The following is a 16295-nucleotide window of genomic DNA, read 5'->3' on the forward strand; positions in this document are numbered from 1 at the left end:
GGGGGACATGAGAGCGGGCCCTGACAGTGCTGTCAGGGCCCGAGCTGCGCAGCTCCGCCGCTAGGACTCGAACCTAGACCGAACACCTCCAAAGGGTGCCGTGCTGCCAATTACACTACGGCGGATTGCTGCGTCAGACCTTACCTGAGCCGCGCCGCGGCGTCGGTGGTAATCCCCTTCCACCAGCCTTCGATACGGCAGTACAACTCGGCACTCTGCAGGACTCTGATGACGAGGCAGCCACGGTAGTCGCTGCCCGTGTTCTTGCGGACGGTCTTCGGATTGTGCTTCTTCAGAGTCGGCTTCTGAAAGGCCGAGACGTCGACGCCGACCAGGTCGGCCCAGTAGTGCTGTGCGGCATCCACGTCGGCGGATTCGTGGATCAGTACCGTGTACCGCAGCCGATCCCCAGTGACCTTGAGGAGGTCGAGCCAGGCCAGGTAGGTCTGGATCACTCCTGGGTCGCTGTTGACGAAAATCACGCGCTCGCGACGGGCGTACGGCTTGCTCTTTGAGCCTTCGGCCCAGTAGAGCGCGACTCCGGCGATGAACAGCTCCCGGTCCGACAGTCGGCCGATCTCCGCGGCTGCCGCCTGTTTGGTCGCTTCGCGTTCTCGGTCCTGGGCTGCGCGCAGATGTGCGAGTCCCTCGTTCATGAGGGCTTGCTGCTCCTTCGGTGTGTAGCGCGGTTCGGGCTTCGGGAGATCCCGTACCCACAGTGAGATCGAGCTCTTTGAGCAGCCCAGCTCAGCTTGGATGCGGTCGTACGTCCAGCCCTGGAGCCTCAGCTCGCGGGCCTTGTCGCGGAGGTCGTCCTTCGCGTTCGGGCGCTTGGTCCACTCCGGGGGCGGCTCGCCCTCCAGGAGGCGGTTGAGGATGTCGTTGTTGTGGACGTGGAGGCGGTCGCGGATCTGGCGGCGGCTGAGGCCCGCCCGGCGCAGCGCGACCGCCCGTTCCCGTAGCCCCTCGAAATCCGCGTACTTGTTCTGTGAATGTGCCATGGGCATACCGTCCGGGCGGAATGTGATCTTCCGGGGATGAAGGGTGAGTGAATCAGCAGTTCGAGTGATATCGGTGGGTTTCGCTTCTGTTCGATTGCGGGGCGTGGTGGAGGCCAGGAGGTGAAAGTCACCGGAAATGGGGCGGGGTGCGAACGTAGGCTGGAGGCATGACCACGACGGGGGAAGAGCACACCGCGGCCGGTACCGGGCCGTGGTGGTGGGTCAGATGGCGTAGTGCCGTGTTGGACGCGAGCCTCGCGTCGGCGTCGGCGGTGGAGTGTGCGATCGAGGGGATTCCGTTCGCGCGCGACGCGGGCCTGCCGGTTTTGGTGGGCGTGGTGTTCGGGCTGGTCGCCGGCTCCGTGCTGCTGTTGCGCCGCCGTTGGCCGATCGCGGTCGTGCTGGTGTCGATCGCCATCACGCCCGCCCAGATGGGTTTCCTGATGGGGCTCGTCGGGCTGTACACGCTCGCCGCGTCCGAGCTGCCGCGCCGGATCATCGGGGCGCTGGCGGGGATGTCCTTCGCGGGGATGCTGATCGTCACGTTCGTACGGGCGCACCAGGGCATGGGGGTGCGTGGGGACGTGACGATGGGGGACTGGTTCGTTCCGTTCGTCTCGATCGCGACCGCGATCGGGATGACCGCGCCGCCCGTCCTGCTCGGGTTGTACGTGGGGGCGCGGCGGCGGCTGATGGAGAGCTTGCGGGAGCGGGCGGACTCGTTGGAGCGGGAGTTGCAGCTGCTGGCCGAGCGGGCCGAGGAGCGGGCGGAGTGGGCGCGCAACGAGGAGCGGACGCGGATCGCGCGGGAGATGCACGACGTGGTGGCGCACCGGGTGTCGTTGATGGTGGTGCACGCGGCCGCGTTGCAGGCGGTGGCGCGGAAGGATCCCGAGAAGGCTGTGAAGAACGCCGCGCTGGTGGGGGACATGGGTCGGCAGGCGTTGACGGAGTTGCGCGAGATGTTGGGTGTGTTGCGTACGGGGGACGGGTTGTCGTCCGTACGGGTGCGGGCGGTGCCGTTGGCGGCTGTGGGGGTGGCGGCCGCGGCGGCGGCTTCGCGGGCGGTGGATGACGGGGCCGAGGGGCCGAGTCTTGCCGAGCTGGATGAGTTGGTCGGGCAGTCGGCGGCTGCGGGGATGGTGGTGGAGCTCTCGGTGGAGGGTGCTGTCCGGGGGTACGCGGCGAGGGTCGAGCAGACGGCGTATCGGGTGGTTCAGGAGGCTCTGACCAACGTGCACAAGCATGCGGCGGGGGCGAAGACGCATGTGCGGCTCGCTCATCGTGATGCGGAGATCGCGATGCAGGTCGAGAACGAGTGTCCGCCGGAGCCGGGGTCGGCGTCGGCGGTGGGTCTGCCCAGTGGTGGTAACGGTCTGCTGGGGATGAAGGAGCGGGTTGCCGCGCTGGGGGGAGTGTTCGTGTCCGGGCCGACGGATTCGGGTGGGTTCCGGGTGTCGGCGGTGATCCCGGCGTAGGCCCTTCGGGGTGCGTTCGTTGGCTGCGGGCCGGTGGGGGCTTGGCGCGCCCCGCGGCGGAGCCGCATATTTACACAGCCCCGCGCCCCTGGGGGCGGGGCTGCGCCCCGGCCCCCTACTCACCCGCAGCGGAAGAACCCTCCCTGGGGCGGTCAGCCGGCTGTCAGGCGGATTGGTTCTATGCCTGACAGGAGGGTGGTGAGGGCGGTGTCGATCTCGGGGCCCAGGTACCAGTCGCCGGTGTGGTCGAGTGCGTAGACGCGGCCTTCGGAGTCGATGGCGAGGAGGGCGCGGGAGTCGGACTCCTCGCCGAGGGGGCAGACCTCGGCGTCCAGGGCGCGGCCGAGGTCGCCGAGGGTGCGGGCCATGTGCAGGCCGTGCAGGGGGTCGAGGTGGATCGCGGTGGGGGCGAGCTGGCGGCCGGTGCCGGTGGGTCTGATGCGGAGTCCGCCGAATTCCGCCCATGCCTCCACAGCCGCGGGGAACACGGCGTGCCGGTGTCCGGCGGGTGACTCGTGTCCCCGCAGGACGTCGGCCCAGTACTCGGCCTGCTTTATGTCCCAGTGGCCGGGCTGCCACCCCGCGGAGCGCAGTGCGGCGTCCACGGGTACGGAGAAGCGTGTGGAGGTGCGGTCGGCGTGCATCTGCCCTTCGTTCGTCGAGGGTCGGGACATGGGCGCGGTGGCGGGGCGCCGTCGTACGTACGTGTGCGGGGGCGGGGGAGTTCAGGAGCCGTTGGTCGTGACCGTCGGGTCGACGACGCGGACGCCGAAGTGGTCGCTGAGTGCTGTGCAGGCGCGGCAGGGTGCGGCGAAGCTGCCGTGCAGCGGGTCGCCGTCCTCGCGGATGCGGCGGGCGGTGAGTTTGGCCTGTCTGAGGGCCTTGCGTGCCTCGCCGTTGGTCATCGGTTTACGGGCGGCGCGTTTGGTGCGGGTGGCGTCGATGGCGGCGATGTGCCGGGAGATGAGGATCGCCTCGGCGCAGCGGCCGGTGAAGCGGTCGCGTTGTGCGCTGGTGAGGGTGTCGAGGAAGTCCTGGACCAGCGGGTGGAGGGTGGGCGGCTGGTCGCCGCGGGCGGCGGTGCCGGTGAGGGTGGCGCCGCGTACGGAGAGGGCGGCGGCGACGGTGGGAAGTATGCCGTCGCGGCGGTGCAGGAGGGTGGGTGTGTGGGCTGCCTCGGTACTGCTCCAGCCGACGCGCGGGTCCCCGGACGTGCCTGTATGGGTTGCGTTCATGATCGTTCTTCCCTCCCGTGCATCCCCCGATGCGGCTACAGACTGCCAAATGGCGTGGCGGGTGCGGTAGCTGGGGCGCGCGACACGCCCGGGCTTCGTCGTAACGTCACGGCGGGGTGACGGCAGGTCACGGAACCGGAGGCCCGGTGACCGGTGTCTTCCAACCGCATAGGCTGTCGACATCCGCGATCCATACAGCTATTGAGAACGCCGCAGGGGGCAACCGCCATGACGACAGGTCGGCTCGGGCAGCAAGCCGCGCCGCCGAACGCGGCCTACGCCGGGCAGGTCGTGCATTTCCCGGATCCGGTCCGGGCCGCTCGCCATCCCAGGGGTGTACGGGTCGACGCGCACGGCTACCCCGACTTCTCGGCGTATGCGCGTGCCGCCGCGGAGATCGCCGAGCCTCCGGAGGGTTTCGGTGTGGACGAACTGCGTTTGACGGACTATGTGTCGGCGAACGCCGCGCTCGCCGCTACGGGGCACGACCTGTGGGACACGATTCCGTCCGTGGCCACTCCGCATGGCTGGACGTGGCATCACGTGCGGGGCACGCGGCGCCTGGAGCTCGTTCCGGTGGAGGTCAAGGCGCTGTTGCGGCATCACGGTGGTATCGCGACGGCGGCGGTGGATCAGGGCAAGCGGGGGACGCGTCCGTTGCAGGACACGCGTCCCGCGCACTTCGCGTTGCCGAAGTCGTCGGTCGCGGTGAGCGAGCAGCAGGTGTTGGGGGTCGAGGAGGATCTCGGCTATCGGCTGCCGGGTGCGTATCGGTCCTTCCTGAAGGCCGCGGGTGGGTGTGCGCCGGTCGGTGCCGCGCTCGACGCGGAGCTGGGTCTGCTGGTGGATCAGCCGTTCTTCACGGTGCGCGAGGAGGCCGCCGTGAACGACCTCGTCTACATCAACAAGTGTCTGCGCGACCATCTGACCAAGGATTATCTGTGTGTCGGGTTCGTGCAGGGTGGTCTGCTCGCCGTCAAGGTGAAGGGTGACGCGATCGGGTCGGTGTGGTTCTGCGCGTATGACGACGCGCGCGACCAGGACGCCTGGCCGCCCGCCGAGCGTGTGCAGCGGCTGTTGCTGCCCTGCGGTGCGGACTTCGACCAGTTCCTGTCGCGACTCGCGGGCAATCCACCGGAGTTGGAGACGGTGGCGAACCTGATGGTGGACGGTGGCTTCGCGCGTGCCGTTCCCGTCTCTTCCCTGGGGGAGTGAACGTCCGATGGTGACCTTCGCGCAGGCGCAGGAGCGCGCGGAAGAGTGGATCAACGGCGAGGTGCCCGGGTACCAGCACCGTGAGGTGCGGGTGCGGGAGTTCGAACTCGGGTTCGTGGTGTGGGCCGAGGACCGTGTCGACGGTCCGCGTTCCGACGGGGGCGCGCAGCGGCTCGTCATCGCGCGGGACAGCGGGGAGGCGACGCTCTGGCCGGGGTTGCCGGTCGGTGAGGTGATTCGCCGGTACGAGGAGGAGTACGGGGTGCCGCAGGCGTCCCCGGAAGTGGCGTCGGCGCCTGTGGCCCGGGTCGATCTGAATCAGACGTCGTTCTTGTTGAGTCCTCCGGAGTGGTTGCAGGAGGCGGCGGACAAGCTGGGTATCGCGGATCGGCGGGCGGGTGCGACGTCCGGCGGGGCGGGTGGCGCCGGTGTGGGTGCCAACGGGGTTTCCGGCGCGGGTGGTTCGGTGCCTTCGCCTTCGGACGCGCCGCCGTCGTGGCCCGCCGCCGCGGCCGGTGACGAGCGGGACGCGGGTCCGCGGGACGCCGTGGTGGCGCCGGGCGTGCCCGCTTCGGCGACTCCGTGGGCGGGGACGGACACTGCCGGGGACGGGGGTGAGGACCGTTCCGTTCCGTTGCCGGCGACCGTGTTCGCGCCGCCGCTGACCGATGTCGACGACAAGGCGGGTCCGGGTGTGCCGCCCGGTGTGACCCCGGATGCCAAGACGGCTCTGATGTCCGGCGGCAGCCAACTCCCGCGTACGGCGCAGGCGCCGGCGGTCGGCACTCCTGTGGCCCCGCCGTCGTACGGCTATCCGCCGGCGGGTCCGGGTGTGCCGGGTACGCCGCCTCCGGGTGTTCCGGTTCCTCATGCACCGGCGGCTCCCGGTGTACCGGTTCCTGGTGCGCCCTCTCCTGGCGGTCAGGTTCCTGGTGGTCCGCAGGGCATGTCTCCTTCTGGGCCGCCGCCCGGGTACGGGTACCCGCAGGGGCAGGCCCCCGTCGCGCCGCCGCGGCCGCTGCCGCCGAACGCCGGTGACATCGCCGACGCCGCGACCAGCAAGGCGCAGGGACCGCCGAGGGGTGCGCGGGGTGGTGGCGTGAGCGCGCCGCCTCCGCCGAGCGCCCCGGGTGTGCCGGGTGCGCGACCGGGGAGTGCGCCGCCTCCGCCTCCGCCTCCGCCGCCTCCGCCGTCGTCCGGTCCCGGCGCTCCCGGCACCCCGGCGGGCGGGTACGTGCCGACACAGCTCGTCTCGCAGCTCGGCCCGAACGGGCCCGGGGGTCCGGCGGGTCCGGGCGCGTCTGCCGCGCCCCAGTCTCCCGGTGTTCCCGGTGCGCCGGGTGCTCCGCAGCCTCCGGGTGGTACGCCTCCCGCGGGTGTCCATCACGCCGCCACCATGCTGGCCGGTCCTCCGGCCGGCCCCCCGGCCGGCCCCCCGGCCGGCGGTCCCGGCGTACCGCCGCCCCCGCAGGCGCCCGGCATGCCCCCGGGCGCGCCGCAGCCCATGCCTGGTCAGCCGATGCCGGGTCAACCCATGCCTGGTCAGCCGATGGCCGGTCACTCGATGCCCGGTCACCCGGTGCACGGTCAGCCCATGCCGGGTCAGCCCATGCCTTCGGGGCAGCAGCCTCCGGCGTACGGCTATCCGCAGGTCGGTCAGCCGACCGTCGGGCCGGGCTATCAGGCCGTACTGCGCTACCGCGCGCACGACGGTTCCGAGCAGCAGGTGATCCGGCGTTCCGCGCCCGGGACTCCGCACCCGGAGTGGCAGATCCTGCACGAGTTGCGTGCCATGAACGTGCCGCCGCAGCAAGTGCTTGAACTGCACACGGAGTTGGAGTCGTGCGAGTTGCCGGGCGCGTACTGCGCGCGGATGATCCGGGAGAGCTGGCCGCAGGCGCGGATCACCAGCATCGCCCCGTACGGCACGGATCACGCGAGTCGTCAGCAGGGTATGCACCAGCTCCTCGCGCACCAGGGCGAGTTGCATCAGGTGGCGGACGGCCCGGCGCGCCCGGGGCCGGTGCGGGCGCCGATTCCGCCGGTGCAGCCCGCGCCGCCGGTTCCGCCGGAGGCGATCGGGCAGGAGCTGGCGGCGGCGTTCGGGCCGGGTCTGTTCCGGTTCGAACCGGTCGCGGTGTCGCGGCAGGGTGTGCCGAACATCGTGGCGCACACGCTGGTGGTGGCCGGACTGCCGGTCGACATGGGTCCGTTCTTCTGGGCGCAGGCGCAGCCGGGCCGTCCGGTACCGACGCTCGCGGAGCTGGCGCAGGAGCGTGGGGTGCAGCCGGCCGCGGACGCGGGCTCGTACCTCGTCATGGGCAGTGACTTCGGCAAGGCGATCTGTGTCCAGTACGGCACGGCGAACATCGTGGCCGTGCCGGTGGAGGCGCCGGGCGGTGCCTCGGTGCCGCCGCAGTTCGTGAACACGGGGCTGCCCGAGTTCGCGCGCTGTCTGGCGCTGCTGGGCCGGATGTGGCGGCTGCGGTTCGGGCTCAACCAGGAGCAGGCGGGCCGGTGGACCGTCGACTTCCAGGCGCAGCTCGCCTCGCTCGACGCGGCGGCGCTCGGCTCTCCGGAGAGCTGGTGGTCGGTGTTGCTGGAGCAGATGTGGGACGGACTGCTGTGACGCGTCGCTGAGTGTCCGTCAGGGAGCCAAACGGGTTGGATCCGGTCGTATGACCGGGTCCAACCCGTTTTTTACCCACCTTGACCGGTACGAATGCGCGGAGTGTCGCGTTATGAGCACTTAAGCCTGATCCACCAAGATGTGCGCCATATCGTGTTGTATGTCGCATAGTGGAGAGGGGTCCAGGGATGAGCAGCGCATCGGTGTCGCCGCACGGCTTCGTGGCCGTACGGGGGCGCGGTTACCGTCCCGAGCAGGTCGACGCGTGCTTCGCGGCGCTCTCGCGCGACCGCGACACCGCCTGGGAACGGGCAGCGCGGCTGACCGTCCTGGCCAAGGAGATGGACGCGGAGGCGCGGCGCCTGCGGGAGGCCGTGGCGCGGCTGGCCCCGCAGACGTACGAGACGCTCGGCGAGCGGGCCTGCCGGATCCGCGAGCTCGGCGAGGAGGAGGCCGCGGCGGTACGCGAGAACGCGTGGCGTGCGGCACGGCTGGGCGTCGAGGAGGCCGAGGCGGCGGGGCTGCGGGTGCGTGAGGCGGCCCAGGCGTACGCCGACGAGGTGCGCGGCGGGGCGGAGGAACACGCCCGGCACCACCTTCTCGCCGCCCGCGCCGAGGCCGACGAGATGCGGATCGCCGCCCGCCGCGGGATCAAGGAGGGCCGGGGGGAGGCGCTGGCGGCGCTGCGCGAGGTGCGGCAGCGCACCGAAGATCTCCTCCTCGAACAGGAGAGGGCGCACGCCGAGCGCTGGGAGGAGGCGGAGCGGGCGGTGGTGGAGCGGGCCGCCGCGCTCGACGCGCACCACGTGGAGCGGGAGGTGCGCGCCGAGGACGCGCTGGTCGAGGCCAGGCGTGCGCTGGCCGAGGCCGAGGAGTTCGCCCGGCACGGGCAGGAGGACGCGGCGGCGCGGGCTGCCGAGGTGTTGGCCGAGGCGCGCGTGAGGGAGGAGCGGATCGCGCGGGAGACGGAGCGGGTGCTGCGCGAGCACGGTGAGCGGTGGGACGACGTACGGGCGCAGATGGATCATGTGCGGAGCAGTCTGACCGCGCTGACGGGGCGGGCGCCCGCGGAGTAGGCGGGGCGCCGCCGGGGAGGGTCAGCCTCCCCTCCGTACCGCCCCCGCGAGGATCCACCCCTCCACCGCTTCGTACTGCCTGCGCTGCTCCTCCGCCTTGCGGCGCCCGGAGAGCATCGTCCCCAGCCACCCGTAGGCGAAGCCCAGGGGAATGGACACGAGGCCGGTGGTGGTGAACGGGAACCAGTTGAAGTCGGCCTCGGGGAAGGCCGAGACGGGGGAGCCGGAGACCAGGTTGGTGCCGGTCATCAGGATCAGGACGGTCAGGGTTCCGCCGATGAGGGTGCACAGGAGGCCCGTGCGGGTGTAGCGGCGCCAGAAGAGGCCGTAGACCAGCGCGGGCGCTATGGCCGAGGCGCCCAGGCAGAAGGACAGCGTGACCAGGGGTTGCAGGCTGCGGTGCTGGACGAGGGTGGCGAGCAGGATCGCCGGTGCGCCGACCGCGAGCGCGGAGACCCGGGCGAGGGTCATCTCGCGGCGCGGGGACAGCTCCCGTATCTGCCCGGCGAACACGTCGTGGGCGAGGGAGTTGGCGCAGGCCAGGATCATCCCGGCGACCGAGGCGAGGAGCGTGAGGAAGATTGCCGTCGTCACGGTCGTGAAGAGGAGGGTCTCCGCCGTCGACACGTCCGGTCCGAACGCGGCCCTGGATCCCATCAGGTACGCCGTGTTGCCCTGCGGGTCGGCGCCCGCGATGACGGTCCGTCCGACCAGTGCCGTGGCCCCGAATCCGACGACCGTGATGACCAGCACGAAGACGGCCACGCAGGGCACTGCCCAGGACATCGAGCGGCGGACCTGACGGGCGCTGCCCGCGGTGTACATGCGCATGGTGATGTGCGGCAGGCAGGCGCCGCCGAGGACCACGGTCAGCTCCGAACTGATCATGTCGAGGCGGGGGCTGGGGCCGCCCGCGAACTGGAGGCCGGAGTGCAGGAAGGCGGTGCCGACGCCGCTGTTGCGGGCGGCGGTGTCGAAGAGGGCGCCGGGGTCCCAGTCGAAGCGCTGCAGGATGAGGGCGGCGACCACGGTGCCGGAGCCGAGCAGCATCACGATCTTCAGGATCTGGATGAGGGCGGTGCCCTTCATGCCGCCGATCGCCGCGTAGCTGATCATCAGCGTGCCGAGGCCGATGACGCAGCCGGTCTTGAGGGAGTCGCTGGAGAAACCGAGGATGAAGGCCAGCAGATCGCCCGCGCCGGCGAGTTGGACCAGCATCAGCGGCAGCAGGGCGACGAGGGTCGCGGCGCACGCGGTGATGCGTACGGCGCGTCCCGGCATCCGTCGTGCGAGGGCGTCGCCCATGGTGAACCGGCCCGCGTTGCGCAGCGGTTCGGCCAGCAGGAACATCAGCAGCATCAGTGACAGGGCGGTGCTGAGGGCGAGGACGACGCCGTCGTATCCGGCGAGTGCGATGACCCCGCCGGTGCCGAGGACGGTCGCCGCGGAGATGTAGTCCCCGGCGATGGCGAGGCCGTTGCGCATCGGCGACAGGGAGCCGTAGCCCGTGTAGAACTCGTCGAGGTCGTCGCGGTCCGGTCCGGTCATCACGCACAGCAGCAGCGTGATCGTGGCGACGGCCGTGAACGCCACCAGCGACATGGCCCGCGCGGAGCTGCTGAACCCGACCATGCTCGTCACGGCGGTCGCCTCGGTCATCTGGCTCATCGGGTCGCCTCCCGCTTCGCGTCCAGCTGGGTCTGCCGGCGGATCCGGTCGGCGATCGGGTCGACGCTCCGGCGCGCCGTGTACTCGTACAGCCCGATCGCCAGGCAGGTGACCGGCACTTGGAGCAGGCCGAGCAGCAGTCCGGTGGGCAGTCCGCCGGAGACCTCGCTCGTCATCAGCCCCGGCGCGAACGCCGACAGGAGGAGGAAAAGGGTGAAGTAGCCGAGTGCGGTGAGCGTCGCGACCCGCCGCTGCCGGCGGTAGGCGCCGCGCAGGACGCGGATGTCGCTGTGCCGGCCGAGTGCGTGGTGACGGGGTTGCCGCCTTCTCGCGGGTTCGGGTGGCTGGGGTTGCGGTTGCCAGGGATAGGTGAGGTGCGAGGGGGACGCGTGGTGGGGGGACGGGGACGAGTACGGCGGTGGGCGGGGCGGGTCGTACGGCGACGGGTGTCGCGTCTGGTACTCGGGGGACGAGAACGCGTCTTGCATCCCGTGGTCTCCTTGCGTGGCTCGGGCCCGGTGCGGACCGCAGGGAGTTGGGGGGGGTGGACGAGGCACGCACGCTACTCGCAGGTAGCCGGTGTGCGTGAGGCTTTCACCAAACTGAGCGGTCGGTATGCGCTTACTTCGGCGACCCGGGGTGTTACCCGCGTTTACACCGGGAGTTCAGCGACAGTTCCACTCCGAGCCCGCCGCCCAGAACGGCCGGCTCTCCTCAGTCCCCGGGATTCTTGATGACCGGAAAGCGCCCCGGCGCCACGAACAGCAGGACCAGGAAGGCGAGTGCGGCGGCGCACGCCGCGCCCAGGTAGACGGCGTGGACCGCGTCGGCGACCGCACGGCGCACATGCTCGGCCGGTGCGCCCGACTCCAGCGCCCGCGTCACCGAGTCCAGGTCCCCCGCGCCGCCGAGCCGCGCGGCCAGCACCCCGTTGGCGATCGCGCCGAACAGGGTCGCGCCGATGGTCTGGCCGGTCTGGCGGCAGAAGAGGACCGACGCCGTCGTCGTGCCGCGCTCCTCCCAGCCGACCGTCGACTGGACGCCGATGATCAGGGGCAGTTGGAACAGGCCCAGGGCGCCGCCCAGCAGGAGCATCAGCAGCGCCGGCTGCCAGGGCCGGCCGGGGTAGGGCAGGAAGGGGAAGGCGATCAGGATCAGGGTCGCGGCGGCGATGCCGAGCATCGCGGTGTTGCGGAAGCCGATCCGGCCGTAGACGTGCTGGCTGAACGCCGCCGACACCGGCCAGCTCAACGTCCACACGGAGAGCACGAATCCGGCGGCGACGGGCGCGAGGCCGAGGACCGCCTGCGCGTACGTGGGCAGGAACACCGTGGGGGCGACCATCAGCAACCCGAGCGCGCCGAGCGCCAGATTCACCGCGGCGATCGTGCGGCGCCGCCACACCCACCCGGGGATGATCGGCTCGGCCGCCCGGCGCTCGATCACGACCACGGCGCCGATCAGCGCGAATCCCGTACCGAACAGGACGAGGGACGGGGCCGACAGCCAGTCCCAGGCGACCCCGCCCTGCACCAGCGCGGTGAGCAGCACACCGCCGCAGGCGAACACGGCCAGCGCGCCCGCCCAGTCGATCCGGGGGCGGCGGCCGGAGGACTCCCGTGCCGGCTCGTGCAGATGGCGGACGATCAGCCACAGCGCGAGCGCGCCGATCGGCAGGTTGATGAGGAAGATCCAGCGCCAGTCGGCGTACGCGGCGAGGACCCCGCCCAGGGCCGGGCCCGCGATCGCCGAGGTCGCCCACACCGTGGACAGCTTGGCCTGGATCTTGGGGCGCTCCTTGAGCGGGTAGAGATCGGCGGCGAGTGTCTGCACCGTGCCCTGCAACGCGCCGCCGCCCAGGCCCTGCACGATCCGGAAGGCGATGAGCGCGGCCATGTTCCAGGCGGTGGCGCACAGCAGCGAGCCGAGGAGGAAGACGGCGGCGCCCGCGACGAGGACCGGCTTGCGGCCGAAGGTGTCGGAGAGCTTCCCGTACACCGGCAGCGTGACCGTCACCGCGAGCAGATAGCCCGAGAACAGCCAGGAGAAGACGGAGAAGCCGCCGAGGTCGCCGACGATCTGCGGGACGGCCGTGGAGACGATGGTGGAGTCGAGCGCGGCCAGCGCCATGGCGAGCATCAGGGCGGCGACGACGGCGCCCCTGCGGCTGCGCGAGGGCGATGAGTGCTCCGCCGCCGCGGCCCGTATACCGGTGTCCCCCTGGCCCACTGGAGCGCCTCCCCCTGATCGGTTCCCCCTGCAACTATCCGCCGTCCCCCACCCTCTCACTTGACCTTCACGTAGCGGGAGGGTGGACGCTCACTGGGTCCGAGGGTGGAGGCAACCCCGAGGGGGACTCCACCGAAGGGTGGACTGCCCTTAGGGGTCTCTCCCCACTAAGGCTCGGGGGGCGTTCGTACCGACGGAGGACGAGACGGGGCAGCGGCCGTCCTTAACCTGGCTTTATGCCGCGGGGGAGCGGGAGCGGTCCTACAGGCCGCACGTTCCGGGGTGGGGTTATCCCCAGGGAAAGACTGCGCTGGGCACCAGCGCGCCGGACCATCCCCCGCCACCAGACTTACCGGCGTAGCGAAGAGCACTTCAACCGCTGACCGACATAGGAGATACACCGTGACATCGGCTGTGACCATTCCCAGGCACGGGGGCACTGGAGGGCGTACGGCCGTTGCCGCGCGGGCGCGGCAGGTCGTCAAGGCGTACGGGTCGGGGGAGACCCGGGTCGTAGCCCTGGACCACGTCGACGTGGACATCGCACGGGGGCAGTTCACCGCGATCATGGGCCCCTCGGGGTCCGGCAAGTCCACGCTGATGCACTGCCTCGCCGGACTCGACACCGTGACGAGCGGCCAGATCCACCTGGACGAGACCGAGATCACCGGGCTCAAGGACAAGAAGCTCACGCAGCTGCGCCGGGACCGCATCGGGTTCATCTTCCAGGCGTTCAACCTGCTGCCGACGCTGAACGCGATAGAGAACATCACGCTGCCGATGGACATCGCCGGCCGCAAGCCCGACAAGGGCTGGCTCGACCAGGTCGTGGAGACCGTCGGACTCGCAGGCCGTCTCAAGCACCGGCCCAACCAGCTCTCCGGCGGCCAGCAGCAGCGCGTCGCGGTGGCGCGGGCACTCGCCGCGCGGCCCGAGATCATCTTCGGGGACGAGCCGACCGGAAACCTCGACTCCCGGGCGGGCGCCGAGGTGCTGGGCTTCCTGCGCCGCTCGGTGGACGAACTCGGCCAGACCATCGTGATCGTGACGCACGACCCGGTGGCGGCCTCGTACTCGGACCGCGTGCTGTACCTCGCCGACGGCCGGATCGTCGACGAGATGCACCAGCCGACGGCCGACCAGGTCCTCGACCGCATGAAGGACTTCGATGCCCGGGGGCGCACGTCATGACCGTCCTGAAGACCTCGATGCGCAACTTCTTCGCGCACAAGGGGCGGATGGCGCTGTCGGCGGTCGCGGTGCTGCTGTCCGTGGCCTTCGTCTGCGGCACGCTGGTGTTCACCGACACCATGAACACGACGTTCGACAAGCTGTTCGCCGCCACCTCCTCCGACGTCACCGTCTCGCCGAAGACGGCCAAGAGCGACAGCACCCCGCAGAACGGCAGGCCCGACTCGCTGCCCGCTTCCGTCCTGGAGCGGGCCAAGAAGGCGGAAGGCGTCAAGTACGCCGAGGGCGCGGTCAGTTCGATGAACGTGACCGTCGTCAACAGCGCCAACAAGAACATGGGGTCGAGCACCGGGGCTCCGACGATCGTCGGCAACTGGACGCGCAACGACCTGCGTTCGATGGAGATCACCTCCGGTCGCGCCCCGCGCGGGCCGACCGAGACGATGGTCGACGCCGACACCGCCGACAAGCACCACCTGAAGCTCGGTGACGAACTGCGCACCATCGCCGTCACCGGTGACTTCAAGGCCAGGATCGTCGGCATCGCCACCTTCAAGGTGACCAACCCCGGTGCCGCCGTCGTCTACTTCGACACCGCCACCGCGCAGCGCGAACTGCTCGGCGCCACCGGCCGGTTCACCAACATCAACCTCTCCGCCGCCACCGGTGTCACCAACGACACGCTCAAGCGGAACGTCATCGCCTCGATCGGCGCCGGCGCGTACAAGGTGCAGACACAGAAGGAGTACTCCGACGAGAACCGCTCCGGCGTCGGCTCCTTCATGAACGTCATCAAGTACGCCATGCTCGGCTTCGCCGGGATCGCCTTCCTGGTCGGCATCTTCCTGATCATCAACACCTTCTCCATGCTGGTCGCCCAGCGCACCCGCGAGATCGGCCTGATGCGGGCGATCGGCTCGTCCCGCAAGCAGGTCAACCGGTCCGTCCTGGTCGAGGCGACCCTGCTCGGCGTCTTCGGCTCGATCCTCGGCGTCGGCGCGGGCGTCGGCCTCGCGGTCGGCCTGATGAAGCTCATGTCGGCGGCGGGCATGGACCTGTCCACCCGCGACCTGACCGTCAAGGCGACGACCCCGGTCATCGGACTCGTGCTCGGTGTCGTGGTCACCGTCCTCGCCGCCTATCTGCCCGCCCGCCGGGCCGGCAAGGTCTCCCCGATGGCCGCGCTGCGCGACGCCGGTACGCCGGCGGACGGCAAGGCCGGTCTCGTCCGCGGCATCATCGGCCTGGTCCTCACCGGCGCCGGAACCTTCGCGCTCTTCACGGCGGCCAATGCCGACAAGGCGAGCGACGGTTCGCTGGTGCTGGGCGCGGGGGTCGTCCTGACCCTGATCGGGTTCGTCATCATCGGCCCGCTGCTCGCGGGCGGTGTGGTCCGGGTGATCAGCGCGGTGCTGCTGCGCTTCTTCGGCCCCGTCGGACGGATGGCGGAGCGCAACGCGCTGCGCAACCCGCGCCGCACCGGAGCCACCGGCGCGGCCCTGATGATCGGCCTCGCCCTGGTCGCCTGCCTGTCGGTGGTCGGCTCGTCCATGGTCGCCTCCGCGACCGACGAGCTCGACAAGTCGGTCGGCACCGACTTCATCATCCAGGGCAACCAGCGGATCGTCCCGCAGGCGGCGAAGGCCATCGAGACGACGCCCGGCCTGTCCCGCGTCACGCACTACCGCGACATCGAGGCCAGGCTCACCACCCCCGACGGCTTCTCGGACAGCGACGGCGTCACGGCTGCCGACCCCACCTACGCGCAGGACCTGCACCGCAAGACGACGGCCGGTGAACTGACCGCCGCCTACGGCAAGGACTCCATGTCCGTCGGCTCGGAGTTCGCCACCAAGCACCACGTCAAGCTCGGCGACACCCTGACCGTCGCCTTCAAGGGCGGCAGCACGGCGAAGCTCAAGGTCGCCGCGATCACCGACGACGACGTGGTCATCGACCAGGGCGCGCGGTACGTCAGCACCGAGACCATGCGGAAGTACCTCCCGGCCGACCGGATCCCGCCGGACCAGATCATGTTCGCCAGCGCCAAGGACGGCCAGGAGAAGCAGGCGTACGCGGCCCTGAAGAAGTCCATGGAGCCCTACCCGCAGTACCAGGTCCGCGACCAGACCGACTACAAGCAGGAGCTCAAGGACCAGATCGGCCAGCTCCTGAACATGGTCTACGGCTTGCTCGGCCTCGCGATCGTCGTCGCCGTCCTCGGCGTGATCAACACCCTCGCCCTGTCGGTGGTGGAGCGGACGCGGGAGATCGGCCTGATGCGCGCCATCGGGATGTCCCGCCGCCAGCTGCGCCGCATGATCCGCCTGGAGTCGGTCGTCATCGCCCTCTTCGGCGCGCTGCTCGGCCTCGGCCTGGGCATGGGCTGGGGCGCCACCGCCCAGAAGCTCCTCGCCCTGGAAGGCCTGAAGGTCCTGGAGATCCCCTGGCCGACCATCATCGGGGTCTTCATCGGCTCGGCGTTCGTGGGCCTGTTCGCCGCCCTGATCCCGGCGTTCCGGGCGGGCCGGATGAACGTACTGAACGCCATCGCCACCGATTAGCCGGCAGCA

12 protein-coding genes and 1 tRNA gene are annotated in these 16295 nt (G+C 70.7%); 6 read left to right on the forward strand and 7 right to left on the reverse strand.

The window, feature by feature from the left end:
* Positions 1–52: 52 nt before the first annotated feature.
* Together OG568_RS29995 and OG568_RS30000 are read right to left on the reverse strand one after the other, a co-directional pair.
* A tRNA-Gln gene (locus OG568_RS29995) sits at positions 53–125 on the reverse strand.
* Positions 126–140: 15 nt separating this feature from the next.
* Positions 141–1001: a hypothetical protein gene (locus OG568_RS30000; RefSeq protein ID WP_329533795.1), complete on the reverse strand. Its 861-nt coding sequence runs from the start codon at positions 999–1001 to the stop codon at positions 141–143.
* 167 nt (positions 1002–1168) lie between these two features.
* Here OG568_RS30000 and OG568_RS30005 point away from each other — a divergent pair, with 167 nt between their 5' ends.
* On the forward strand, positions 1169–2479 hold the full coding sequence (locus OG568_RS30005; RefSeq protein WP_266582921.1) for a sensor histidine kinase: 1311 nt from the start codon (positions 1169–1171) through the stop codon (positions 2477–2479).
* Between the two features lie 152 nt (positions 2480–2631).
* On the opposite strand, the gene OG568_RS30010 is transcribed toward OG568_RS30005, so the two are convergent.
* Positions 2632–3123, reverse strand: coding sequence for an SUKH-3 domain-containing protein (locus OG568_RS30010; protein ID WP_329536495.1), 492 nt, complete (start codon positions 3121–3123; stop codon positions 2632–2634).
* A gap of 81 nt (positions 3124–3204) precedes the next feature.
* Positions 3205–3714, reverse strand: coding sequence for a YwqJ-related putative deaminase (locus OG568_RS30015; protein ID WP_266582919.1), 510 nt, complete (start codon positions 3712–3714; stop codon positions 3205–3207).
* A gap of 228 nt (positions 3715–3942) precedes the next feature.
* Here OG568_RS30015 and OG568_RS30020 point away from each other — a divergent pair, with 228 nt between their 5' ends.
* The 3 genes from OG568_RS30020 (at position 3943) to OG568_RS30030 (ending at position 8634) form a co-directional block, all read left to right on the forward strand.
* Complete coding sequence (locus tag OG568_RS30020) at positions 3943–4929, forward strand: SMI1/KNR4 family protein (protein WP_329536496.1); 987 nt, start codon at positions 3943–3945, stop codon at positions 4927–4929.
* A 7-nt stretch (positions 4930–4936) separates the two neighbouring features.
* Complete coding sequence (locus OG568_RS30025) at positions 4937–7558, forward strand: SUKH-4 family immunity protein (protein ID WP_329533796.1); 2622 nt, start codon at positions 4937–4939, stop codon at positions 7556–7558.
* Between the two features lie 188 nt (positions 7559–7746).
* A complete protein-coding gene (locus OG568_RS30030) occupies positions 7747–8634 on the forward strand; it encodes a cellulose-binding protein (RefSeq protein ID WP_329533797.1) in 888 nt (295 codons plus the stop codon).
* A 21-nt stretch (positions 8635–8655) separates the two neighbouring features.
* Here OG568_RS30030 and OG568_RS30035 read toward each other — a convergent pair whose 3' ends face one another.
* The 3 genes from OG568_RS30035 to OG568_RS30045 all read right to left on the reverse strand — a co-directional run bounded on the left by OG568_RS30035 (position 8656) and on the right by OG568_RS30045 (position 12531).
* Positions 8656–10266 carry a sodium/solute symporter gene (locus OG568_RS30035; protein ID WP_329536497.1) on the reverse strand — a complete coding sequence of 537 codons (1611 nt, stop codon included), beginning with the start codon at positions 10264–10266 and terminating at the stop codon, positions 8656–8658.
* 32 nt (positions 10267–10298) lie between these two features.
* Complete coding sequence (locus OG568_RS30040) at positions 10299–10790, reverse strand: DUF485 domain-containing protein (protein WP_329533798.1); 492 nt, start codon at positions 10788–10790, stop codon at positions 10299–10301.
* A 226-nt stretch (positions 10791–11016) separates the two neighbouring features.
* A complete protein-coding gene (locus tag OG568_RS30045) occupies positions 11017–12531 on the reverse strand; it encodes an MFS transporter (protein WP_443077784.1) in 1515 nt (504 codons plus the stop codon).
* A 402-nt stretch (positions 12532–12933) separates the two neighbouring features.
* On the opposite strand from OG568_RS30045, the gene OG568_RS30050 reads away from it, so the two are divergent.
* Together OG568_RS30050 and OG568_RS30055 are read left to right on the forward strand one after the other, a co-directional pair.
* Positions 12934–13722 (forward strand): ABC transporter ATP-binding protein, encoded by a 789-nt coding sequence (locus tag OG568_RS30050; RefSeq protein ID WP_329533799.1) that lies wholly within the window; start codon positions 12934–12936, stop codon positions 13720–13722.
* Positions 13719–16286 (forward strand): ABC transporter permease, encoded by a 2568-nt coding sequence (locus tag OG568_RS30055; RefSeq protein ID WP_329533800.1) that lies wholly within the window; start codon positions 13719–13721, stop codon positions 16284–16286. Before OG568_RS30050 ends, OG568_RS30055 begins: the two co-directional genes overlap by 4 nt.
* The last annotated feature ends 9 nt before the right edge of the window (positions 16287–16295 follow it).

Origin of the sequence: Streptomyces sp. NBC_01450 (assembly GCF_036227505.1) — a bacterium.
Lineage (GTDB): Bacteria > Actinomycetota > Actinomycetes > Streptomycetales > Streptomycetaceae > Streptomyces.